Origin of the sequence: Trichocoleus sp. ST-U2 (assembly GCF_039961875.1) — a bacterium.
In the GTDB taxonomy this organism is placed as follows: domain Bacteria; phylum Cyanobacteriota; class Cyanobacteriia; order Cyanobacteriales; family FACHB-T130; genus FACHB-T130.
Genome location: NZ_JAMPJY010000010.1, coordinates 78771 through 102728, shown reverse-complemented (window position 1 = coordinate 102728; position 23958 = coordinate 78771). Strand labels below are relative to the sequence as shown.

Here is a 23958-nt window from a genome sequence, read left to right as displayed (position 1 = left end):
TTGAGTAAAAAGGATTAAAAGAGTCTAACCAAGTGTATTTTAATGCTTGTAAAAACATTGCTTGCCATCTGGAACTGCATCTAATCCTCGTTCAAAAAACTTATTCTTGAGATTCGCCTGCCAGTGGTGAATTTTTAAGGATTGCAAGACCAACCGAAAAGACTGGGATGTTAATGATTTTAGAAAGAATATATAAATCTGTATTTATCAATAAAAAATGTTTTGTGTCTAGTTTTTATAAAAAGTTAACAAATAGAATTTTTTCTTAATTTTACTTCAATTACTATATTTATTTGATATAAAGTTGACATACATATACGAATCCAAGGAAGTGAGCTTGGGCTGAGATATTACTGATTGTCATTTATTAATGCTAAAGGCAAAATCAAAAAATGATTTCTGCTATTTTTTAAAATTGATTTTTACCCTTTTAATCCGGCAGAATACTGGATTAAGAATGGAAAATTTGAGGTGAGACAGATATTTATCAATACATACAGAATTGGAGGAAAAAATGACTCAAGAGAAAACGTATCTAGAATTGTCAGAGTCAGATAGTAGTTCTCACAAATTTTATGAAGTAATTGTCAACGGTACGGAAGTATCAATTCGTTACGGTCGCATTGGCGACTCAGGACAAACTCAGGTTAAAATCTATCCAACACCGGAAAAAGCCAAAGCTGAGGCGACTAAAAAGATTAACGAGAAACTGAAGAAGGGTTACGAACAAGCAGTTATGGGAGTGCGAAGTAAACGTCCCGTGACTCGACGGGAAATAAAGAGCGATCGCTCAACTGCAAACCAAGCACCTGTAGTTTGGAAATTTGCCTCTTCTTCCCCTGCTTTCGGCATCTTTATTGACAAGTTGCGCTGTTGGGTTGGCAATCAAGGGGGTCAAATTTTCGCTCTCAGCCATACGGGAATTGTGCAAAATCAGTTTCGGCTTCCTGACGGCGTGAAGTGCATTGTCGCTGATGAAGGCTGGCTTTATGCGGGATGCGATGATGGCAAAGTATACGATTTGACCGGAAAAATTCCGCGTGTCGCTTATGAAATTGCCCCCAATGTAAATATCTTCTGGCTTGATATTAAAGATGCCATTCTCGGTGTTTCTGATGACGCTGGAAATGTTACAACTATCAATCACGAAGATGAGTCTCAATGGACTAAAAAAAGTAGTGGCGAGTATGGCTGGATGGTGCGCTGCGATGAGATTGGAATTTATCACGGACACAGCAACGGCGTAACCATGTATGACTGGGAAGATGGAACGAAAATCTGGAACCAGAAAACTCGCGGTGAGGTACTATTTGGCTGGCAAGAAGAAGCATTTGTATATGCTAGTACTAGTGAGAATCAAGTTTATTGCTTCACTAAGAAAGGGGAAGTTAGCACAATATATCAATGTGATGCGCCTGTTTATTCTTGCGCGACTGCTGAAGAAGGTAAATATGTCTTTGCAGGCGATAATTGCTCCTCAATTTATTGTTTTAGTCAACAAGGAGAGCGTCTTTGGAAACTAGCCACTGGCTGCGGTTCTGCTTTTTCCATGCAGTTTTTAAATGACCATCTCTACATCGTCACCACCGATGGTTCTCTTGCTTGCATCGATGCCAGTGAAGCCGTAATCAAAGCAGCGCAAGCGGGTACAGTTCCCCAGGTTATTAATATTAAAGCACCTACCTCCGTTGCCGCAGCCGTTCCTTCTAATACTTTAGAAACGACATCGAACACTAGTCAAGGTGTAATTGTGGAATGTTTCAAAGAAGGCGGGAAGTTAAGGATACGCGCTGTTTCTCCCGGTTACAATCCTAGTTGGAAAGTACAATTTCCTCAGGATATTCGCTCTGAAGGTGCGCGTTATCTGGTGGAAGAGGTGCGCGAATCTTCTCGCGGCGGATTTTATCGCGCTTTTGGGGATATTAAGAAATTGGTTTAGTTCAAAGATATGATTCAGTAGGTTGGGTTGAGCCTAGGAAACGCAAAATTAAATAGTTACGACTATAGTTGTTGGTTTGAATGATAGTGGAACCCAACCTACATGGCTTCTTCAGCAGACACACGATTGAAAAAGAATCTTGGATAAAGGATAGTGCAAAGAACACAGACACTCTTTGCCTACCTCTGCGCTATCCTTTGCGTACCTTTGCGTTAAAAAATTACTATTGAACTAACCTGCAAATCTTTCCATAAGCGACATAAGATCCGCCATTCTTTGCCTCTTCCACTTCGTCAACCACATAGAGAACGTTTTCTTCGCGAATGTCGCGGGGAAAGCGGATATTGTAGTTAGGATCGTACCCATCGGACACGACTCTCGCTCTCAATTTACTGCCTTCTTTCACACACTGCACGAGAACTCCATCACCTACAGTATCAATTGTTTCTAAATCGGCAGCAGAAGCAGGTGCATTCAGCTTTTGTCGTTTTGGGCTGGAAGAAGATGTACCATTTTGAGATGATGCGGCGCGTTCTTGTCCAGGTTGCACTAAGCGGCGAATGTTACCGGAGACGCGATAAAAGCTACCGTTAGCAGATAGATTAATTTCATCAACAATGTAGGTGACACCTTCTTCCCGAATATTACGAGGGAATTGCACATTAAAATCAGGATTGTAACCGTCAGAAATGACGTGAATCCGCAACTTACCACTAATGCGATCGCATTTCACCAAAACTCCCGCATCCACGCTGGAAACCGCCTGTAAGCTGTTGGCACTCGCAGCAAGTCCGCGTAATTTCAAATCGCCGCGATCGCGTGTAAGAGCTTGGTAAGATTGATCTCGCATCTCCTTGCGACTGACACTATCAAACTTTTTGCTCTCCAGGCGTTGTGCATAATAATCCAGTTGTTCCATCTCTTCGGCAACTTCAAAGGATTCATGCAATGCTTTGAGCTTGAGATCCTCAATTGTCTTGCGAAGTTTCTGGGATGCGGCGGTATAATCTCCTTTGTCAGCGAGTGCGATCGCTTCATCTTTTACCTTACCAATCCTCAGCTTACTTGTTTGCTCTACAACCGCTGCATTTGGCTGCACATTGTTGGCTGACTCAGCATCAGCAACGGTTAGGCTAATCGGGATTTCGTCAGTGAATTGTTGAATGCTGCCATCGACAACCGCTTGATATTTATAAGCAACGGTGGCAATATTTTTTACCCCAAGATTTGCTTGCGGATGTATTGACAATTCTACAGCTAACTGCTTATTTTCTACCTCATAAACATCGCCGCAGAAAACTTCCAGATTGTTGCCAATCGGATTGGATCGGTAATTGTTGAGAATCCCGGTAATTTGTACAGAATCCTCTGGTTGCAGCGTCACCGTCAGATTTTGCGCGACAACAGACGTGAGGCTTTCTAGTTCGATTCTGAATACATCAGTAGCATCGTCAGGCGATTGGATGAAATAGAAGTTTCCCCCGGCAGCATTTGCCATACCGATGAGCAAATCTTCATTAAAATAAGTTCCAAACCCTAAAGTTGTTGTAATGATTCCTTGTTCAGCTTGTTGTCTTGCAGTGTTAATTAATACCTGAGAATCGGTAATCCCAACATTTGCCTGTCCATCTGTTAATAATAAAACGCGATTGATGCGTTCTGTGGACTGCTGAGATTTTACATTGTCGCATCCCATCAACCAGCCGCCACTCAAGTTAGTACACCCGCCAGCTTTTACTTTACCAATTAGCGAACGAATGACAGCTTTATCCTGAACCAGTTGGTGCTGAAGAATCGTTTCCGGCGTATCGTCATAAATTACAACTGAAAGAAAATCCTCCGGTGTCAAATATTCCACAAGCCTTTGTGCAGCTTGAATAGCATTCTTAAGTGGCGCTCCCGCCATCGAACCCGATCTATCAATTACTACACTCAAATTAAGCGGAAGACGCGGTACTTTGTTGCAGGTTTCTTCTTCAGCCTTGAAACTAACAATCAGGTCTACAGTGGACGGGGTAGCGGCTGCAATAAGCGATTGACTCAGGGAGTAAGTTGCTTTCATTTGTAGCGTCCTCTAGATATTTTGTGCAGTTTCTAGCGTCGAGTTGAAAATGCCGTTTTGGTGATTTGTGACTTAGATAAACTACAAGAGTAGAGATGGAAATTTCGGATTTTTTAGGGAAAAAATTGCATATTTATTAAATTTCAAAAAAATCAAAATTTGTAGGGGCATGGCATTGGCATGCCCCTACAGATATATCGCTAACCCGTGATAATTTTTTTTTCAGTATTAGCGTCTGTATTTATCTCGAATTCGTCGAATTTGCTCTTGAAACTCAACACCCTTTTGCGGATTAACCATAGCGACAAAATTGGCATAACCCTGAATCGAAGACATCACATTATCAGAATGTCCCCAATGCTTACCTTCTAAGCCATCTTTCTCAATTTGGAACAAAGTAGCACGAAAACGTTTTAGCTCTTTTTTAGAAATATTTGGATAATCATTCACCACAACGCCAGTAACTTCCTGCTGCCGATTTTTCCGCAAAATTCTAGTCTTCTGTTCGTTAATCGTAAACCCTTCGTGAGTCACGATTGACTGAGTGCGTTTGAGAATGTTGCAGATATTGCGGAGACTGTCACCAGAAGCAGAAAAAGTTAAATCGTCAGCGTAGCGAGTATAAACAAAACCCAATTCGTCAGCCATATTGGTAAGTCGTCTATCTAAGCGGCGACACATTAGATTAGTAATTGCTGGAGAAGCTGGCGAACCTTGCGGCAAGTGGCGTTCTGTAAGCGCAACATAGTAACTTTTGCCGTCTAATTCAACCTCCTCGATATCCGGTTGCGTACACAGCAACCCAAAAATTGTTGCCGCAGCTTCTGAATAACCGAATGATTGAAAAAGTCCTTTCACGCGCTTATAGGAAATTGAGGGAAAGAAATCTTTTAGGTCAAAATTGATAATTACATCACGTTTTACGTGAGGTTGAGCGTTGCTGACAATAGAGCGATCGCGTCTAAAACCATGAGCTGCATCGTGCAGTTCCAGCTTTTCCAAAATATTGCCCAAAATCCAATGCTGTGCCTGCTTCAAGCGTGGCATCGGTGCGGAAATTAGCCTTTCTCCACCCGTTTTTTTAGGAATCTTGAAGCGGATATAGTGAGAAATTGTCGAAGTCTTGCGGGAAAAAGCGAGAAAGCGCAATTGTCCCACAGTAATTCCCATTGCAGCGGCAATTTCGTAGGGTGTACCGCACAAAGGTAATCCATAACTTCGCAACCTTTCCTCATCGCACTCAGTATAGTTAAGTCCACCTGAGACATCTTCACCGAGATAAAGGATTTCTCGCTCTTTTCTTTGCCGCCACTCTTCCGCTCGTTCTTGCCTTTCCCGTTCCCGCCGTTCTTTCGTCTCCTGTCGCTTTCGCCGCGACTCGGCGAGGCGTTGCTTGAGTAGCTGCTTGCGAAGTTCTTTTTCGTTGTGAAGACGCGAACTCTGCTGTCGCAGTTCATCCAGTTCTCTCCGGATCTCTCCCATCCGCCGAATGTCATCGGCTGGATCTTGCGGTATCTCACCTTGTGCAGGCCAGAACCCATAACGTATCATCTCTTCGAGGATGAATTCCTCTTTTCCCGTTTGTCGGATGCGATCGTAGAGTTCCTGGCGGGTACGAGGCTGATCTGACATATTTGTTGGGGTTGAAGTAGCGATACCATTTTGAACATTATAGTACAGATGTACTTAATAGCAATCGGGGAATAATCCCTGAAACCTGGTAGTAATGGAGGCTGGGGTTTCCGAAAAGCATTCCCAACATCTGACTGGGAACGATGAGGATATTTATCTAGTCCGCGCAGGTGGACTTTTTTGTATAGCCCCAGACTTCAGCTTGTGGGGGCGTTGGTAGCTAAAAATAATAAAATCACGCGCCGCTGTCAGTTGGTTGCCCCTTCGTAAATCCCTCTGGACTAGATTGCTCAACTCAAGCGGTCTCAGGGCTACCCCCTTCTTACACTTCAGGGAAGTCCCACCGGAAAAGGGGGTAGCCCTGAATGACCGCACAGTTAAGAGCAGGCTAGTGGTGCATCGCTAGGCTAAACGCAAGGACGACGATCCATCGTCCGGATTGCAAGGCTGTTTACCAACTGATTAGGTGCGCGTGATTCGTCAATACTGACGGGCGTGTTGCATTCGCAACGCCAGAATGTGTTCGCAAGGCCCTTTGTACAGCTTATTCTGTTGATGCCAGTTGCAAGTACATTCTGCGGCTATTATACGCTCATCTGCGTCAACTGTCAATGAGGGATTCAAGGTTTTATCTTTGTCTGAAACATTACCTTGTAAAGTAAACGCTCTCGTAGCATCGCTGGTAACATTAGTCACCTGCACAGCATTGTAAATCAAGAAACGGGTTGCCTTCTCTTCTCGCTCATTGGCAAAGCGCAGGCGTTCCATCGGTAAAGGTTCTCGCGTCAGTTCCCGCACTCGATAAACTTGCTTATTTAAGTCATAAATCGCACGTCCCGCTTGTGTATAAGCACTTAAAGTACCAAGAACTACGGCACGGTTTAAACCAAGGCGTTCCGCAAGCGAGTCAGGACTCTCTACCCAATTCTTCTTCAGCGCCTCGAAAATTTGTTGCTGCGTCCATTTGTCGATGTCGGCGCGGGGTGCCATCAAGTCAAAGTTACCAGATTGCGCCCAGTCGTTTGCCGTCCATCCCGATAAACCGAGGGTAAAGGACATATCGCCTAAGTCAGCGACGTAGAAGGAAGGCATACCCGTACCGAGTAGGTGAACGGTAAACTTTTTCGCCACGGGGATGAGACGTTCGAGGATGTGGAGGCGGCGGCGTCCCCAAAGGCGGATTTCTTGTGATTGCGATCCAGTGTAGAGCGATCGCGCACAAACGATTTCAATTCCCCACGGATCGAACGTTATCCGCACGGGTTCCCCAGGTTTAAGATGGTAGCGCATACTGCGAGGCCCTTGTTTTTCCTTGTGGCGACGCAGCACAAAGCACATATTGTAAATATCCATCGGATGCAAATCAACTCGCGTTGCTGGTAAAGACATCGCCGAACTAACTTGCAAAAATCCTCTTACCCAACTGTCGGGTAAATCGATTTTGACTTCTTTAAAAGTTTCTTCGTGGGTAGTTTGAACCTCAAAACCAGAGGGATCTATTTCAAACTTGGTATTTTTGTAACTGCGGATTTTTTGAAACTCGTCGTAAAGTGCCGCTGAGTAATCAATATTAGTCGTACCGCAGGCAAACTCATTGATATTTTTAAAAACCTCGTAGCTGGCACCGAGACGACCATAACTTGATTCATCCTGACTGAAACATTCAAAAAATACTTCATCGGGATGAACTGTAATCACCGGATCGAGAACAAACCAAGCATCGCGGTCTTTTTGAAAAAGGTAATTAAAATAGCGGCGTTGTGCTTTGTAGAAAGGTTCCCGCCGCTGGTAACTATGCTGGTTTAATTGATTGAGTTCATCCTGCAACGGCTTGATTTTATTCGCAACTTCTTGGTGTTGCGCGGCGATGAGTTGCCAGTCTAGATCCTGTTGTTTTGCTGCCCATTCTTTATATGCAGTTTTGTCTTTGGGTTTGAACCGCATATCGGAGACGACAACATCATGCAAGGCACTAATCGCTTCCCGAAAGGCGACATTCTGACGCAATTCTCCGATAAAGTAAGTGGGTTCACGCTTCGTATCGGGAGAGAAAGACATTTGGGTATTGGAACCGCGATCGCTAACTTCTGTACTTCCGTTGTAGCTGTAGTTAAATTCCATAATTTACCTCTTATTTTTTTGCTTGAGTTAGCCATTTCTGAGTGTCTTCGCGCCTTGGTGGTTAGAAGATTAATCAACCACCAAGACATAAAGGAAACACTCAGAGAATATAAATATTTTGCGTAACGCTGGTTAAGGATTCTCCCATCTTCTCTGCGCCTTTCCGGTTCGGTAAATCTCTAATTTCTCACTTCCGAAACAGCTTTTACCTGAATAGGTAAGCATATCTGAGGATATGCCTTTTGAATTTTCAGCATTATTTGAACTGCTGATGCTTTGTCGCCAATTGCCATCGTGGCAGATTGCCGCGTGAGAATTTCAGCGATAATTCTGGCAGCTTCTTCGCTTTTTTGTGCCTCATTATCCAGAAAGGCAAAGATGCGCTTTTTGGCAACTCTGCCGCGATTAACACTAGATAAAACCGTGACAAAGTAGGACGCTAGTTTCCTCAAACGTTCGGAATTATTTACGGCATGGTTTTCTAAATAGTTAGTCGCAAATATCTGCATATCGGCGGAGGGGTGTTCGCTGAATTTGAGCAGGTATTCTTGCCCATCACTTTCTTGAAAATTGCGCGTGACTAAATCGCGTCCAAAGGAACGGACATCTTCACGAATGCTATCGCAGAGGCTGACTATAACTTCGGGAGTCCAGTCTTCTCTAACGAATTCGGTATTAAAGATTCTGGAGGCAAATTCCTGCGAATCCTCCCACTTGGACTCTAGTAGGCGTACTGCTGATAACATTTCTTGAGAGTCGCTGCGGATGCGGTTTAAACTTCGCAAGAACATTTCCCGCGCTGCTTCACGAACTGAAAGAATTTCATGATTGGCAAGTTTGACTATCTCGCTTATCTCGAAGTCTGGGAGGAAGCGAGCGCTATTTTCTCTTAATACCAAACCACCTAATTCCTGTGCGACTGATGATTTAGCACGAAGTAGCTGCATCGCGCGTTCTTTGCTGATATTAGACATCCATTCTGGTATGTCTTCTCGCATCAGTTGTACTACATCCTTGTGGACACCTTCGTGTCTCTCTGGCGTAATTAAGACATCAATAAAATCAGCTGCTAACTCGGTGCCAAAATCTGGATGATTGCTTGCCAAACGCCGAATCACCGGACGGATTGCGTTACGAATATCAGCGACAGCGTTAATTGCCATTGAGACGATGAGGATGCGATCACTTAACAATCTCTCATCAGGTAGTTGTCCAAAAATCCTCACCCCAATACCGCGTACTGACTCATAAGGAGAGGCAAGAAGTAATTCAATTAAATCTGGCGGTAGATCAACAGCACGAATATCATGATTTAATAGAATTCTTGCACCTAATTCTTGAATTTCCTGCATCGGGTGATTAAGTAAATCAAGGATTACACCAAACCCCAAATTACGCAGTTGCGGCGCAAAACAGAGCAACAAAGTTTCACTAATTTCTCTTGAACTATCTGTTTGCGTAGGTTCTAGTGCCAACACAGCAGCAATAATTCTTCCGATGAGTACCCTGGCGGTGGTATCGGTTAAAATTGATGAACTTAGTAACCTTCGTGCAAAAGCACGGGTATCAGCTTGTTGACTGGTCACTAAACCCGCGATAAAGTCGCTGGATTCAAAAAAGAATTCTCGTTGCTGTTCGATCCAACGATAGGCTTGTGTACGTGCTTCTGGGAATGCACAATTAGCAAGAGCCAGGACTAATGTACTGTTGGGCTGGGCGGGGTTGTAGCGATCGCGGGCCAGTAAAAAGCCGAATTCGGCGGTTATTTCGTAGGGTTTATTCAGGAATTTGATTAATGTGTCTGTGTCAAGGCGATCGCAAAATTCTTTGCAGACGCGCAACGCTTTAACTGCAAAATGATGAACGGGACGGCAATCACTTTCTATTAATAACTGTACAAGTGCTGCTGGGTTTTGCTGCCAAAGTTCGGAAAAAGCTTCTTCTCTTACTTGCGGTTCTGGATCTCCCGGTTTGTAACCATCTTGACAACGCCATGCTTTAGGATGGGAGGCATAGCGGGGACTGTTTTCGTAAAGAATATGATTAAAAATTAGGTAGCCAGCATAAGTATCCCAACCTCTAGTAAAGCTTTCATAGGAACGGCGTTGTCCGTTCCATCTCCTGAAAGTTGACTGCTTGGCTGGTTGAGCGTCATCATCCGAATACTGTAGGAGAATATTGACTGCAAGATTGATATAGTTAGAATCGCTTTCTGCACCCAAAGTTTTAAGAGTACGCCAAACTCGCCGCCGCAGATATTCACGAGTTTGTTGGCTGTAAGCTTTTTTCGACTGCGGACTCTTGAGTTCTTCAGTGTGACGTTTCCCGGTACTATAATATTCGCGCTTCACTGAGTCCCATTGCCAACCCGTTTGCTGATTATTAAACGTCCCCGGTTCTTTCTCAAAGGCATAAGCAAGGATTCCGAAAACTTCTGCATCATGGCGATACTCAGCTATCTTAAAAATATGGCGAATTCGCTGGAAGTAGTTAGATTTAAAAGGTGTTTCGCATAAAATATCGAGTAGTGCTGGACGCACGTATTTGTTATCGATTTGATAAATAGTATCGAGGACAGCAAAACGCCTATAGTCGCTGCTATTTAAATAATCGCGAAGTGCAGTTGTAAATGCTTCTGCTGTTCCATTTCGAGCTAAATCGCGCAATTCTAACGGCAGTTGTTCTATCTTCTCAGAACTCATCTGCCCTTGTGTCTGTTCATCTGATAATTTAAATAGTGCTTCCCAGGCAATGCGGCGGACAAATTCAGCAACAGATTTATGCTGGGAAAGTTCTCTAACGAAGGGAATGGCACTCTCATCCCCACACCAACCTAAAGCCCAAGCGATGCAGTAATCTCTCAAAGGTTCGCCAGTTCTAATGAGTTGAATTAACAACGGCGTCGCTTCTCTAATTTTAAGTTCTCCAGCCCGCCAAATTGCCCTTTCCAGAGGCCATTTTCGATTGTCCCGGTTCGCCAAACGGTTGAGGATGGCTTGGTGGCGTGGGTCGCTGGTGACTGGTATATTACTTGCAGTTTGGACTGGTGCGGCTGGCGTCGCCGGGTTAACTGCCCCAGCGGTGACATCCCGGTAGCCCTTCTGAATTTGGGAGTCAACCAGCTTATCGAACACTCGCTGCGCTTGGGCTAAGGGTACAGCCTGAACCGTCTTTGTACCTTCCTTGAGAGTTGTACCGCGTCGTCCGTAGCGGAAGTTAACGAGGTAGCGGTTTTCACCTGTCTTGCAGAGATCGACTTCGTAGACTTTATCTGAACTCCCGGCTTGGTAGAGAAGCGTAGTCCGTTGGATGAGTTCCATACGAGTGTCTCAAGGCTTGCGGTGTAAATAGTATAAATGTACTAGATAATTGCCAAAAGCGATCGCCTTCTTTGGGGAACTCGTCAACGCTGTTTATCGCGGTTCTCGGTTGACTCAAATACAAAACCCAACTCAAGTTGGAGGTATGCAAAAATTAGGCGGGTGCGTAGGCGCAGAGTGGGAAAATCGCTTAAGCGATCGCGATTATCAACGTGCCAAAAGAGCGATTCTCCCCCAAATTTAGCCTCACCGCATAGCCTCACCACACAACATTAGCGACGGTGGAACTCAACGACATCGCGTTTAATCGTGACATCGTAATTGCCAAAGAAGTCATGTCCTAACAATCCCATATCTTGTTCTGGGCCAGCGATCGCTACTAGCACTTTGCTGGCGACAGCACCATCCACGGCAATCGATTGCACATAGCCGACGGGAAACTCAACTCCCACCGCACTCGCTGTATCTGCCTTGACAGTCTTCACCGGCACCACTCGCAACGCTGATGCCATCCGGCGGGTAATCATCGTGCCGCTAGCCCCGGTGTCTACAATCATCTCAAAAGTCTGTCCGCCATTAAAAGTTACATCAATGACGGGTGTGCCACCGGCGCGACGTTTGATTCTGGCTTGAAAGACTCGTTTGTTCCCCTCATCGGTGCCGCAGAGACTCCCCAAATCTATCGTTCTGCCCCCCGGTGCCACCATGAAGCAAGCCGCGTCCTGAGCCTTAGCCGCCTCTGACACCCCCGCTACGGCTGCGTAGGAAACCAGCCCAGTTAGAGAAACTACCACGGTTAGAAATCGTTTCATCTTGCTTTCCTGTCTCATTAATTGAGCGCCCAGCAGATTGATTATTGCTCAATTCGTTAATTTCTGATGGCTGCTGAATGGTGTTACAACTCTGGCTTATGGCAAGTGCTTTTGTCGAGGGCGATCGCCTGCGTGGGTCTCTCCTAATCGCTAGAGGATTGATTCTGTAACTCCGCCTCGCAGAGGGGTCTGAGGAGAGGTCTGCCGACTTGTATGTACACCGTAAGCTTTTGAAGCGGGTTCAAGAATCTCTCAACCTTGGCACCAGCCAGTACAACCTCTCGTTTTAGACAACCTCTCGCCTTAGAAAGTATCCTGAAGAAGTGTTTCACCTCGTCGGTATATTTCACGAGCATAGTCAGTCCAAGCTCCTTGTCCCCAATAACGAAAACAGCTTGTTTGAAGCAAAAGATTATTCATCAGTGCCTCTCGATAGCTAGATTGTTGGGTAACAGATTCCCCAGCAGAACTCTGGCTTGATTCTGCTTCCCCTTGGAGCAATCGGTCGATTTTATCGTGAAATAAAGCACTGAGTTTATTCATCGGAGTCAAGACATTTTCATATCCCTTCACCCAACTCAGATGATTTGTCCAAGAAGCGCCATCCATGTGAAAGTTTGGATTAATCTGCTTTAATTCTGCAATCGCATTAGCAACCGCTTCTGGGGTACAATTTTCGGCGGGTACTCGCTCCCAAATTTGGTGTTGACCAATTGCTTGACAAGTCGGATAATCTTCAGGCGTGCAACCTGCGGCTTCTATGAGTTCCAAGTATTCTGTACCTGTCATTCCGACAACGCCTGTTTTTCCTCCGCCTTCATTTGCCATTTGATACCAGGCTTGGTTGAAGGCGCTAGGAAATTCATTCATCATCACGCCGCCATTTTCACCATCTCCAATCTGGGTAACAATGGGGGGTACCGAAACTTTACCTAATTGCTGCCGAGATAAGGTTTTAGCTTCGTAATAAGGCTGCATTTGCGCCACTAATTTTGTATCGGAACCTTGAGTCTTAATTAGTGCCGTAATACTAATCGTTTCGCCATTAGAATTTCGCGCCACCAAGCGGTGAGGTAAATGCTTATAGGACAAAGATTGACCAGTTAGGGTTTCAACAGAATGTTCTTGAACCATTAACCAACGGTATCCACATTCTTTCAGCGCTTTTACAAATTCATACAGCGTATCTGGGTGGTTGGGGAGGTGCATTTCTGGAGGAGAAAATCCTTTCACTCGCGCCAGTGCATCCCATCCAAAAATGGCTGCAAAATGATGTTGCCATGCTTGAATATGTAATTTGATATCGGGAATCGGGGTAGAAGGAACAACCGCATGACTCCACATTGTCCCCAGCCATTCTACATAAGGCTGGTAAGTGGGGTTACAGGTGATGCGCTTGAGATTTTCTAAGATGTCTCCTCGTCCCATTTGTCGCAGTCCCCAGAATAGATTCCCGGAGAAATCTAGCATGACGCGGGGATTGCAACCATTCGCAACCAATTCGGGAATAAAATCTGCCATACGGCTATAACAATAGGCAAATGGCCCTGCATTATGGTTGTCTCCTTCGTAGGGATGCTCAAACATATATTGCAGGTTGCTCTGGAGTTCGCCATTCGCCCCAGAAGGGATGGTAGGCTGGTGCATATGGAGCGCGATCGCAAATCCAGCCGTTACATCTTCTAACCGAATATTCGTAGTAGGTAAAAATACAGGGTTATCCTGGTTGACGACAGCACTAACTTCTTTTTCCCATCCGGAAATGTTAGGCAATCCATCAATTACTTCGGATAAAACGGGAAGCGTCGTTTTAGGAGATGAGGAAACCATTACAGATTGCTCTAATATTAGATGAATTTATTTAATTATTATATAAAGGATTAGTCAAATAATTATATTGTCTTTGGTACTGTAAATAGTCAAAAAGAAATTTCTTCAACCATTTACAGTACCAAAAACGATACAAAAATCGCACTAAGATAATGCGCGGTCAGTAAAGCGATGCCACAGGCGATCGCTTTCAGATTGCTTTAACCTTTGGTTCGGCGAACATGATCGGAAATTCGCTGCTTGCGTTCCTCTGAGTTTCTAGGAGATGGCTTGATAAAATCCCCCGAACTCCGGGATAAATGTTCCATAATTCGCTTCTTGCGGTCATCTGCACTTGCCATAATTTACCTACTAAGTAAAAGTGTTATTGTGGGCTTTATTCTCTATTATTACTAATAATTTTTAAATCCGCATCCCGCTAAGGGGTTAAAAGTCTTATTACCCGTTTTTCGTTTCAATGAATTTAATGTTAAAGCTTTTACTCAGTTTTAACCGACATCTTGTATCAACAAAATTACTCTAAGTAAAACGATAGGTTAAATTTATAAATTCAACCCCATTCAGGTGGAATAGAGCGATTATAGCAGTTGTCTTGCAGTTGTATTTTTTTTAGGAACCGCGAAGATGCAAAAAGCGCGCAGAAAGAGGAAGAAGAGAGTTCCAATATTTTATGAATGAATTAGGATTGCTATAGCCTATTTAAGATGCAAGCCGGATAAGAGCAACCTAATCCAACTCATTTAACAGATGACTCTAGCATCCGAATTGTATTCTGATTGGCATCAATTTCTACTTGCACGCCGACTGGCAGAGTAAATTTATCTTTAATGTGACCAATCTGCGAACCATACCAAGCTGGAATTCCTAAAGGTTGAATGTGTTCTCTCAAGACTTGCGATAAAGTTAGGGAAGGTTGATTATCTTTGGGTTGACAATCGGTACATTGCCCAAAAATAAACCCAGAAATTTGCTCTAGAATACCGGCGAGTTTTAGCTGAGTCAGCATCCGGTCTATCCGATAAGCTTCCTCCCCAATTTCTTCTACAAATAAGATACTTTGTTTCCAATCTGGGAGATAAGATGACCCCACCATTGCCGCCAGCACTGATAAGTTGCCTCCGGCTAATTTTCCCCTAGCCTTTCCAGGCGTAATTATCTCTGCTTTAAAGCTAGCATTCGGGGGATTTTGCATTGTGACAGCTTCCCCATTAAATAGAATGCGTTTAACATAATCTACTGTAAACGGATTCCAAGTGGATGTGCCCACGGGGCCATGAAAAGTGACAACGCCACTTTTGGCATAAATTGCTAACAGCAGCGAAGTAATATCGCTGTAACCAATGAGGATTTTGGGAGAAGCTTGGATGAGGGGATAATTCAACAGTGGCAAAATCCGATTGCAACCCCAACCGCCACGCACAGCAACAATCGCTTTTACAGAAGCATCGGCAAACATAGCGTTTACATCAGATGCGCGATCGCGATCGCTTCCTGCCAAATAACCATAACGGTCGAGAAGATGCTTCCCTAACTTAACCTTTAACCCCAAACTTGCCAGGGTTTGCTGTACCTGTGCAATGTCTTTCGCGTCAATGGGACTGGCGGGATTAATTAATCCCACCGTATCGCCAACTTTGAGGCGGGGTGGTTTTGAGTCGGTTTTTAAAAATGGATTTGCGATCGCAATCTGCGGAAACTCAGTTGCGATCTCAGTTGCGATCGCGGAAAGCGCAACGGTTTTAAGAAACTGGCGGCGATTAATAAGGAATGACAAATGACGATTAACGAATTACGATTAGCTATTGACAGTTTCCCACAGCGTCTTGAGAATCAGATAAGTAGAGGTGGCACCCGGATCTTGATGACCGGCGCTGCGATCGCCTAAATAACTCGCCCTGCCTTTCTTCGCTACCAAGGGAATCGTCTGTTTCATCCCTTCCTCAGCCGCAGCTACGGCTTGTTGTAAAGCTTCTAGGGTGCTTGCACCAGCCACGACAGCTTGCTCAAAAGTATCCGCAGCAGGTGATAGAGAATCCAGCATGGTCTTATCACCCAAATTCGCCTTACCCCGTTGCACAATACCTTCCACAAACGCTTGGAAAAGCGTCACCATCTCCTCATCGGTCAGTTCTGACTTGCCTGCGACTGCCGTACTAGCTCGTAGGAACATCGTGCCATACAACGGCCCGCTGGCACCCCCAACACTGGAAATGAGCGTCATGCTGACAGTTTTGAGGATGTTGCCAATATCCTTATCTGCCACACTGGGTAGCTGAGTCGCCACTTTTTGAAAACCCCGGTTCATATTGATGCCGTGGTCAGCATCTCCAATTGCCGCGTCCAGTTCGGTTAGATAATCCTTATTTTGTTCTACAACTACTGCTACGGCTTGTAACCATTGCAGGATTTGTTCTTTACGGACCATATTCAAAACTCTAAACTCAGACGCGATTTGTTGCGTCTCTACAACTCTAAACTCTTTTATATTCCCCACCTTAAAGCTGGTGTCTTCACGGGTGCATCCCAAAGTTGAATCATCTCATCATCTAACTTCAGTAGAGTGATGGAACATCCTTGCATATCCAAAGAGGTGATGTAAGGGCCAATTAAATTACGAACAATTTGAAGTTTTTTCTTTTCGCAGATTTCTGCTAATTTTCGATAGACAATGTACAACTCAGAAAGGGGAGTGCCGCCCATACTGTTGACAAAGGCAAGAACGCGATCGCCACTTTCAAACGCAGGGTCAATGAGTTCCTGTTCCACCCATTCTCCCTTATCTGCATCCCACTCGCGCACAGTGCGGGTGTAATCTCTGTCTTCGATGATAGAAACCGCTAGCATCTCGGTAATTTCATCGGCTGACTTCAAGGACATTCGCTGTCGTCCCGGTTCTCCGTGAATGCCGATGCCGGATTCTATTTCATCATCCCCCAAACTAAAAGTCGGGCTACCTTTCGCGGGGACGGTACAAGAAGTCAGCGCCATACCCATGCTACGCCCGTTGAGATTAACTTGGCGACAGAGGTTGGCAACCTGCGTGAGATCGTAACCTTGTTGGGCAGCAGCACCGCAGATTTTTTCAGCGAGTACCGTCGCGCCGACACCCCGACGCCCTTGAGTATAAAGGCTATCTTTGACCGCGATATCATCATCGATCAAGATATTGAGTACCGAAATGCCCTCTGAGTGCGCCAGTTCTGCTGCCATCTCGAAGTTCATCACATCGCCGCTGTAATTCTTGACGATATTGAGGACACCCGCACCCCCCGTAACCATTTTGGCAGCTTCTAGCATCTGGTCAGGAGTAGGAGAAGTGAAGACTTCACCCGGACAAGCAGCATCCAGCATCCCCAAACCGACAAAACCGCCATGCATCGGTTCGTGTCCGCTACCCCCCCCGGAGATGAGGGCGACTTTGCCAGGAATGGGTGCCTCGACGCGATAGATAAAGTGGGGGTCAAAGTGGACTTTAATTAAATCGGGATGCGCTGCTGCCATTCCTTCCAGGCTTTCGCGCACTACATTATCGGAGTTGTTGATGAGTTTTTTCATATCGTCTTAATTTCGCTGGGAATTAATTTTTAAGTTAATTAAATTAGCTTTTGTTCAAGATTAGTCAGTCGGAGGATGCCAACCACTGACTGCCCAACGCCTCCTAGCGGCAATGATAACTGGGTTATTCATTCGCAGACGAACAATTGTAGCCCGACCAATCACTGTAAGACCTTCAACCCTTGTGCTGTCAGGACTCCAGGCAAAATGGTCAGACCATATTTGCGTGCGTGGGTTGAAAAAAGTCACAGTTTCGCCCGTCAAAGGATCTATCGCCTCGGTTGAGTCACCCTTAAATTCATTGCATGAACGGCAAGCTAAACAAATGTTCTCAAAGCTTGTCTCTCCACCTTTAGAGACAGGCTGAATATGATCGTGCGTCATGGGAATTCCACTATTGGCTTCACTGGTTAAGCAATAGCAACAACGCCCGCGATCGCTATCCGCGATTTGATTTCGTAAACTTTCCGGTATGTATGCAGACACGATATCTTAAGGGGTTGGCACGCGATGTCCCCGCCATCGGAGTAATACTGCTGCGTGAGCTTTTTTTAACATGAAAAGGTCAGCCTCGTGCCGCAGCGCCATTAGTTCTAAGCGTTCTCCCTCTATCAGCGTACCGCTAGAATTGCCCTCAAGCAGGGTATTATATCGTTCCATCTCTACTGCTGTTTTGCGGCTATTAACAATCTGCCATAGCATCTTGTCATCAAGTTTATCCAAGGCAGCAATGTCAGCCTGAAACTCCTCTGGCACATCATCCCATTCCGGGGGGCTACCTATTTGTAAGGCATGAAGCATGACTTCTTCAACAGGGCGCTGCGTTGCATTAGCAGTATTAACTAAACGCTGATAGAGTATTTCTGGAATTTGAAGTGTAACAGTTTCAACTGCCATATCCAGCCTGGTGATGTTTTCTCAATGTTATGCCAGACTGCAACTTTGACTCACCAGGCAACTGCGGGGTTTGCCGTTGTTGAAATCTGGAATCCTTGTATGACTGGCAATTCAAGGATAATTTCCGCAAAGATATTGATAAATAATCGCAATAAGTCTAAAGTAATTTCTAGTTTCCTGGTTGAGCGCACCAAAGCGGCGGTTTCTCATCGTTCCGAGGCGCTTGACGTTACGACAGCATATTTAGGGTTGCTATAGCAATAAACACAAGGCAAAAGGCATCGATAGATTTGGCACCAATCCAGAAAATAGTAAAAAATCGGTTAATCGGGGAAATCTTAGGATTTATACAGCCACGACCCTCTCTGCTTGTCGGCTTAATTCTGAGCCTCCTGATTCTCCTAATTTGCCTGGTGGTCAGTATTGGCTATGGTGCAGCCGACATTTCTGCAAGCACCATTTATGCAGCGTTGACAGCGTTTGATGGGTCTGCGGATCACCTGATTATTCGGACGATTAGGCTACCGCGATCGCTCATCGCCATCCTGGTTGGTGCCGCAATGGCGATCGCGGGTGCGATTATGCAAGGCATCACCCGCAACCCCTTAGCTGACCCCGGAATCCTGGGAATCAACGCAGGTGCGGCAATGGCAGTGGTCATCGCCGTATTTGCTTTCGATACAACCGATCCGAGTTTTTATGCTTGGTATGCCTTTCTGGGTGCCGGTGCCGCTGCGATCGCTGTCTATTTCCTCGGTTCCTTGGGTCGCGGTGGACTCACCCCACTCAACCTCACCATCGCCGGTGCAGCGATTAGTACCTTCCTGTCTTCAGTGACAACCGGCATCCTGATTTTCAGCCAACGCACCCTTGATGAAATCCGCTTTTGGATGGCTGGATCGATTGCGGGGCGGGATTTCACGATTGTCTGGCAAGTGCTGCCCTATATCACCCTCGGACTGATATTAGCCTTCGCTTTAGGTAAACAAATCACCACCTTGAATCTCGGTGAAGATATTGCCAAAGGCTTAGGTCAACGAACCGCATGGGTAAAAGTTGCCGCTGCTTTCAGTGTCATATTACTGGCAGGCAGTGCCGTTGCCGCCGCTGGTCCGATTGGATTTATTGGTTTAGTTGTCCCCCACGTTGTCCGCTTGTTGGTTGGCGTCGATTACCGCTGGATTATGCCGTATTCTGCGGTTTTTGGAGCCATTTTACTGTTAACAGCGGATATCGGTGCCAGATTGTTGATTAAGCCGCAAGAACTTCCAGTCGGAGTCATGACTGCTTTCGTGGGTGCGCCCTTGTTCGTTTATCTTGCCCGCTTCAAGGTGAAAAAATGAACAACTGGTTGGTCGTTCGTTCTAAGGCGCTTCCGGTATCCTTCCGTATCGATCGGCGTATCCCTAGTATTCTGAGTATCCTGGTCTTCGTTACCCTGGCGGCGATGGTTGTCAGTGTTTCTTACGGGGAATATCCAATTCCCATCATCTCTGTCATCAAAACCTTACTCGGACTGGAAACCGGAAACCCTGACTATCCCTTCATTATCAATACACTGCGACTGCCGAGGACCTTAGTCGCGGCTCTTGTGGGAGTGGCATTGGCGGTTTCCGGTACGATCTTGCAAGGCATTACTCGCAATCCCCTCGCCGACCCAGGCATCATCGGGATTAACGCGGGTGCGAGTCTGGCGGCTGTTAGTCTGATTGTTTTGTTTCCCAGTGTCCCGATTGCAGTATTGCCGGTGTCAGCCTTTGGGGGAGCATTAGCTGTCGCTTTTCTGATTTACTTTTTGGCATGGGATAAGGGGAGTTCTCCGGTTCGCCTGATTTTGATTGGCGTCGGGATTGCCGCAGTGATTGGTGCTTTGACTAGCTTGATGGTGACATTTGGTGAGATTAATAGTGTCAGTCAGGCGTTGGTGTGGTTGGCGGGGAGTGTCTACGGTCGCAGTTGGGAGGAGGTATGGTCGGTTGCACCTTGGTTCGCGGTGTTGGTGCCCTTGGCTTTGGGGAAAGCGCGACAGCTGAATGCTTTGAATTTAGGAGATGATGTTGCCAAAGGGCTGGGTAGTTCGGTGGAATGGGAACGCGGCTGGTTACTTGCGATCGCTACCGCGTTGACGGGGGCGGCGGTTGCTACCGCTGGTACGATTGGCTTTGTTGGGTTAATGGCACCGCACATCGCCCGTCAATTGGTGGGTTCAACTCATGAGGGGTTAATTCCTGTCTCGGCAACGATTGGGGCAATGATTGTAGTGGTTGCTGATTTACTAGGGCGATCGCTATTTGCTCCGACTGAGCTTCCCTGTGGTGTAATTACAGCCGCGATTGGCGCTCCTTACTTTATCTATCTGTTGGTGCAAAACCGCAAACGATGAACCCAAAGATGAACCGACTCTCCACCCGCAGGCTCACCTTGGCTTATGAAGGTGTGCCAATTATCAAAAATCTTGATTTGGCGATTCCCGAAGGGAAAATAACCGCTTTAGTGGGTGCTAACGGTTGCGGGAAGTCTACACTGCTGCGGGGTTTGGCGAGATTGCTCAAGCCACGGAACGGGACGGTTTATCTGGATGCGGCTGATTTGTTCAAGTTATCGACGAAAGAGGTCGCTAAGCAACTGGGGATTCTGCCCCAAGGGCCAGTGGCACCGGAAGGGTTAACCGTGCGAGATTTAGTAGCGCTGGGGCGTTATCCTTATCAGAACTGGTTGCAGCAGTGGTCAAAAGAAGATGAGCGGTTGGTCGCGTTAGCCTTGGCGACGACTGGGATGACCGAACTGGCAGAGCGATCGCTAGATACTCTTTCCGGTGGACAGCGACAACGCGCTTGGATTGCAATGGCGCTAGCTCAGGATACAGAGATTTTACTCTTAGATGAACCCACCACTTTCTTAGACTTGGCGCACCAAATTGAGGTGTTGGATTTGCTTTTGGAGTTGAACCAGACGCAAGGACGAACGCTGGTAATGGTGTTGCACGATTTAAACCAAGCTTGTCGCTATGCAGATTACCTAGTAGCGGTAAAAGAAGGTTGCGTTTATGCCCACGGAACCCCGATGCAGGTGATGACAGAAGCAATGGTGCGCGAAGTATTTGGGCTGGGTTGTCGCATCGTGGAAGATCCCGTAGCCGGAACACCGATGTGTATTCCGCTGGGGCGGAAGCTGAAGATAAGCCAAGAGGCTGCGGTGAGGGGCGATCGCTTCACTGGAAACTGAGGGCGTAGAAACAAGTCGCGATCGCCCTTGGCGCAAGCGAAGCTATCAGGCTTTCACTTCCGCGTGCAACTGCGCCACAACACATTAAACTTTTGCAGTTAACGAGAATCATTTTTCAACTATTCGTTAGGAAAATGATGATAAAATTTTTCATCAAGTATTTGCAAATCGCCAGCAGCAAATCGCCAACAGGCTGGAAGTCTGGGGCTGCACAAACAAAGCCTGCTGACCCAGGCTGAATTGAGTCCGCGTAGGCGGACTTGGTTGAATAGAAGTGAAGCAACTTCTGCTCCCTTCTAATCACACTTGTTAATACAAAAATAAAATTTGAAGCCGTATTTTTTTGTTTTTTAAATTATCAATTTGTCAAGAACGTAATGTTAAATTTTCTTTCAAGGTGGTGTTTTATTAAAGAGCGTTTGCGTTCTCTTGATAAGTTCCAAAAAAATAGTAGGCGCTACGCAATCGGAGGTTTTAGAGGAAAATCTTTGCGAATTTTCCCATTAATATTAGGTTTCATCTTTACTCTATTTTTGGGGAGCCAGAGTCTAAGCTTACCAGCAGCCTCGACTGAAATTCTCTGGGATACCTACGGCGTACCGCATATCTACGGCAAGGATGCAGGAAGTGCATTTCGTGCCTTTGGTTGGGCGCAGATGCAAAGTCATGGCAACCTGCTGTTGCGCCTCTACGGTCAGGCACGGGGACGAAGTGCCGAATACTGGGGAGAAGAGTACCTAGAGTCAGATAAATGGGTACAAACAATGGGAATTCCCGAACGTGCCAGCAAGTGGTATGAGTCGCAGAGTCCGGCTTTCCGCAGTTATCTGGATGCCTTTGCCGCAGGAATCAATGCCTATGCCAAGGAACATCCCGAACTGATTGATGATGAAGTGAAGGCGGTGCTGCCAGTCCAGCCAGTAGATATCCTGGCTCACGAACAGCGGGTGATGAATTTCACATTTATTGTGAATCCGCAGATTGTTCAAAGCCTTGCCGATAACAAATCAATGGGTTCTAATGCGTGGGCGATCGCGCCGAAGCATTCTGCAAGCGGAAACGCGATGCTACTGGCAAACCCGCACCTGCCTTGGTCAGATTTATTTGTCTGGTACGAAGCCCAGATTACGGCACCAGGAATTGATGCTTATGGGGCGACACTCGTTGGACTTCCCGTACTCGCGATCGCATTCAACAATAATCTCGGCTGGACTCACACAGTCAATACCCATGACGGGTGGGACGCTTACGAACTGGAACTAAAAGACGGCGGCTATCGCTTCGACGGTAAGGTTCAAGCCTTTGAGACAGAAAAGAAAATCTTGAAGGTAAAGCAGGATGATGGCACACTGCGCTCAGAATCACTGGTCGTACAACGTTCCCTCCACGGCCCTGTTGTCGCAGGCAAGGAGGGAAAAGCCGTGGCATTGCGGGTTGTGGGGCTTGAGCAACCCGGTGCGTTGGAGCAGTGGTACTCGATGGCGCGTGCCACTAAACTGCCTGAATTTGAGGCTGCCCTAAAGCAGTTGCAGATTCCGATGTTCACGGTGATGTATGCAGACCGCGAGGGACATATCATGCACCTATTTAACGGTCAGGTGCCAATTCGCACATCTGGAGACTTTGAATACTGGGAAGGCATGATTCCTGGCGACACCTCTAAAAGCTTATGGACGAAAACTCATCCCTACCGCGATTTGCCCCGCGTCATTGACCCACCTAGCGGCTGGTTGCAAAATACCAACGATCCACCGTGGACAACGACTTTCCCAGTAGCGTTAAATCCAGCAGATTTCCCGCCCTACATGGCACCGCATTTCATGCACTTTCGAGCGCAACGTTCCGCAAGAATGCTGGATGAGGATAAACAAATTTCTTTTGAGGAAATGATTCAGTACAAGCACTCGACACGCATGGAACTGGCAGATCGTTTCCTGGATGATCTAATTCCCGCTGCACGGCAGTATGGAGATAAATTAGCGCGTCGAGCCGCTGATGTGCTGCAAGCTTGGGATCGAAATACGGATGCGGATAGTCGGGGTGCGGTACTCTTTTACCTTTGGGCGGAAGAGATGGAATTCGATAATGCATTTAGTAGTCCCTGGAACGAGAAGTCCCCGCGCACCACACCCGACGGCTTGGCAGATCCTCAAAGCGCAGTTAAGGTGCTTTCTACCGCAGCAGCAAAAGTAGAGGCGGCTTATAAAGCCATAGATGTACCTTGGGGTGAAGTTTTCCGGCTGCGGTCTAATGGTGTGGATCTGCCTGCCAATGGTGGTTCTGGAGACCTTGGCATCTTCCGCGTTGTCAATTATGCCCCGACGAAAGATGGGCGCTTTCAAGCGGTTGAGGGCGATTCTTATATTGCTGCGGTCGAGTTTTCCAATCCAGTCAAGGCGATGACACTCATTAGCTACGGCAATGCAACTCAACCCAGATCGCCCCATCTTAGCGATCAGTTACCGCTAGCCGCCCGAAAACAGTTGCGTCCGGTATGGCGATCGCGTCAGGATATCGTTGCTCATTTGGATGAGCGCAAGGTATTCTGAGGCGCATTCATGAAAA

At 46.3% G+C, this 23958-nt stretch carries 19 protein-coding genes; 7 read left to right on the top strand and 12 right to left on the bottom strand.

Translation table 11 applies throughout. The features are described 5' to 3' along the window. Positions 1-514: 514 nt before the first annotated feature. Complete coding sequence (locus tag NC996_RS09450) at positions 515-1939, top strand: WGR domain-containing protein (RefSeq protein WP_190689795.1); 1425 nt, start codon at positions 515-517, stop codon at positions 1937-1939. 223 nt (positions 1940-2162) lie between these two features. Here NC996_RS09450 and NC996_RS09445 read toward each other — a convergent pair whose 3' ends face one another. From NC996_RS09445 to NC996_RS09430, 4 genes are all read right to left on the bottom strand, one after another. Further along, on the bottom strand, positions 2163-4001 hold the full coding sequence (locus tag NC996_RS09445) for a VWA domain-containing protein (protein WP_190689793.1): 1839 nt from the start codon (positions 3999-4001) through the stop codon (positions 2163-2165). 228 nt (positions 4002-4229) lie between these two features. Continuing rightward, positions 4230-5633, bottom strand: coding sequence for a reverse transcriptase family protein (locus NC996_RS09440; protein ID WP_190689791.1), 1404 nt, complete (start codon positions 5631-5633; stop codon positions 4230-4232). Positions 5634-6113: 480 nt separating this feature from the next. Further along, entirely contained in the window at positions 6114-7754 is a 1641-nt protein-coding gene (locus NC996_RS09435; RefSeq protein ID WP_190689789.1) for an SWIM zinc finger family protein, read from the bottom strand. Positions 7755-7933: 179 nt separating this feature from the next. Then, a complete protein-coding gene (locus tag NC996_RS09430; RefSeq protein WP_190689787.1) occupies positions 7934-11074 on the bottom strand; it encodes a HEAT repeat domain-containing protein in 3141 nt (1046 codons plus the stop codon). 49 nt (positions 11075-11123) lie between these two features. Here NC996_RS09430 and NC996_RS09425 point away from each other — a divergent pair, with 49 nt between their 5' ends. After that, positions 11124-11318 (top strand): hypothetical protein, encoded by a 195-nt coding sequence (locus tag NC996_RS09425; protein ID WP_190689785.1) that lies wholly within the window; start codon positions 11124-11126, stop codon positions 11316-11318. Positions 11319-11346: 28 nt separating this feature from the next. Here NC996_RS09425 and NC996_RS09420 read toward each other — a convergent pair whose 3' ends face one another. The 8 genes from NC996_RS09420 to NC996_RS09385 all read right to left on the bottom strand — a co-directional run bounded on the left by NC996_RS09420 (position 11347) and on the right by NC996_RS09385 (position 18168). Further along, on the bottom strand, positions 11347-11886 hold the full coding sequence (locus NC996_RS09420) for a retropepsin-like aspartic protease (RefSeq protein WP_190689783.1): 540 nt from the start codon (positions 11884-11886) through the stop codon (positions 11347-11349). A gap of 303 nt (positions 11887-12189) precedes the next feature. Further along, entirely contained in the window at positions 12190-13716 is a 1527-nt protein-coding gene (locus NC996_RS09415; RefSeq protein ID WP_190431858.1) for a glycosyl hydrolase family 57, read from the bottom strand. A 200-nt stretch (positions 13717-13916) separates the two neighbouring features. After that, complete coding sequence (locus NC996_RS09410; RefSeq protein WP_190415779.1) at positions 13917-14057, bottom strand: hypothetical protein; 141 nt, start codon at positions 14055-14057, stop codon at positions 13917-13919. 395 nt (positions 14058-14452) lie between these two features. Then, positions 14453-15490, bottom strand: a complete 1038-nt coding sequence (locus NC996_RS09405; RefSeq protein WP_190689782.1) for an LD-carboxypeptidase — start codon at positions 15488-15490, stop codon at positions 14453-14455. 21 nt (positions 15491-15511) lie between these two features. Beyond that, on the bottom strand, positions 15512-16141 hold the full coding sequence (dhaL, locus tag NC996_RS09400; RefSeq protein ID WP_190689779.1) for a dihydroxyacetone kinase subunit DhaL: 630 nt from the start codon (positions 16139-16141) through the stop codon (positions 15512-15514). A 56-nt stretch (positions 16142-16197) separates the two neighbouring features. Further along, on the bottom strand, positions 16198-17271 hold the full coding sequence (gene dhaK / locus NC996_RS09395) for a dihydroxyacetone kinase subunit DhaK (RefSeq protein ID WP_190677463.1): 1074 nt from the start codon (positions 17269-17271) through the stop codon (positions 16198-16200). Between the two features lie 60 nt (positions 17272-17331). Further along, positions 17332-17757 (bottom strand): HNH endonuclease, encoded by a 426-nt coding sequence (locus NC996_RS09390; protein WP_190531333.1) that lies wholly within the window; start codon positions 17755-17757, stop codon positions 17332-17334. Positions 17758-17763: 6 nt separating this feature from the next. After that, positions 17764-18168, bottom strand: coding sequence for a hypothetical protein (locus tag NC996_RS09385; protein ID WP_190531335.1), 405 nt, complete (start codon positions 18166-18168; stop codon positions 17764-17766). Positions 18169-18192: 24 nt separating this feature from the next. Here NC996_RS09385 and NC996_RS09380 point away from each other — a divergent pair, with 24 nt between their 5' ends. The 5 genes from NC996_RS09380 to NC996_RS09360 all read left to right on the top strand — a co-directional run bounded on the left by NC996_RS09380 (position 18193) and on the right by NC996_RS09360 (position 23942). Then, positions 18193-18426: a hypothetical protein gene (locus NC996_RS09380; protein ID WP_190428132.1), complete on the top strand. Its 234-nt coding sequence runs from the start codon at positions 18193-18195 to the stop codon at positions 18424-18426. Positions 18427-18515: 89 nt separating this feature from the next. Next, complete coding sequence (locus NC996_RS09375) at positions 18516-19511, top strand: iron ABC transporter permease (RefSeq protein ID WP_347277802.1); 996 nt, start codon at positions 18516-18518, stop codon at positions 19509-19511. After that, positions 19508-20551 carry an iron ABC transporter permease gene (locus NC996_RS09370; protein WP_190689776.1) on the top strand — a complete coding sequence of 348 codons (1044 nt, stop codon included), beginning with the start codon at positions 19508-19510 and terminating at the stop codon, positions 20549-20551. The genes NC996_RS09375 and NC996_RS09370 overlap by 4 nt, the downstream gene beginning before the upstream one ends. A gap of 8 nt (positions 20552-20559) precedes the next feature. Next, on the top strand, positions 20560-21393 hold the full coding sequence (locus tag NC996_RS09365) for an ABC transporter ATP-binding protein (RefSeq protein WP_190689880.1): 834 nt from the start codon (positions 20560-20562) through the stop codon (positions 21391-21393). A 377-nt stretch (positions 21394-21770) separates the two neighbouring features. Beyond that, positions 21771-23942 carry an acylase gene (locus NC996_RS09360; protein ID WP_190689774.1) on the top strand — a complete coding sequence of 724 codons (2172 nt, stop codon included), beginning with the start codon at positions 21771-21773 and terminating at the stop codon, positions 23940-23942. Positions 23943-23958: the final 16 nt, after the last annotated feature.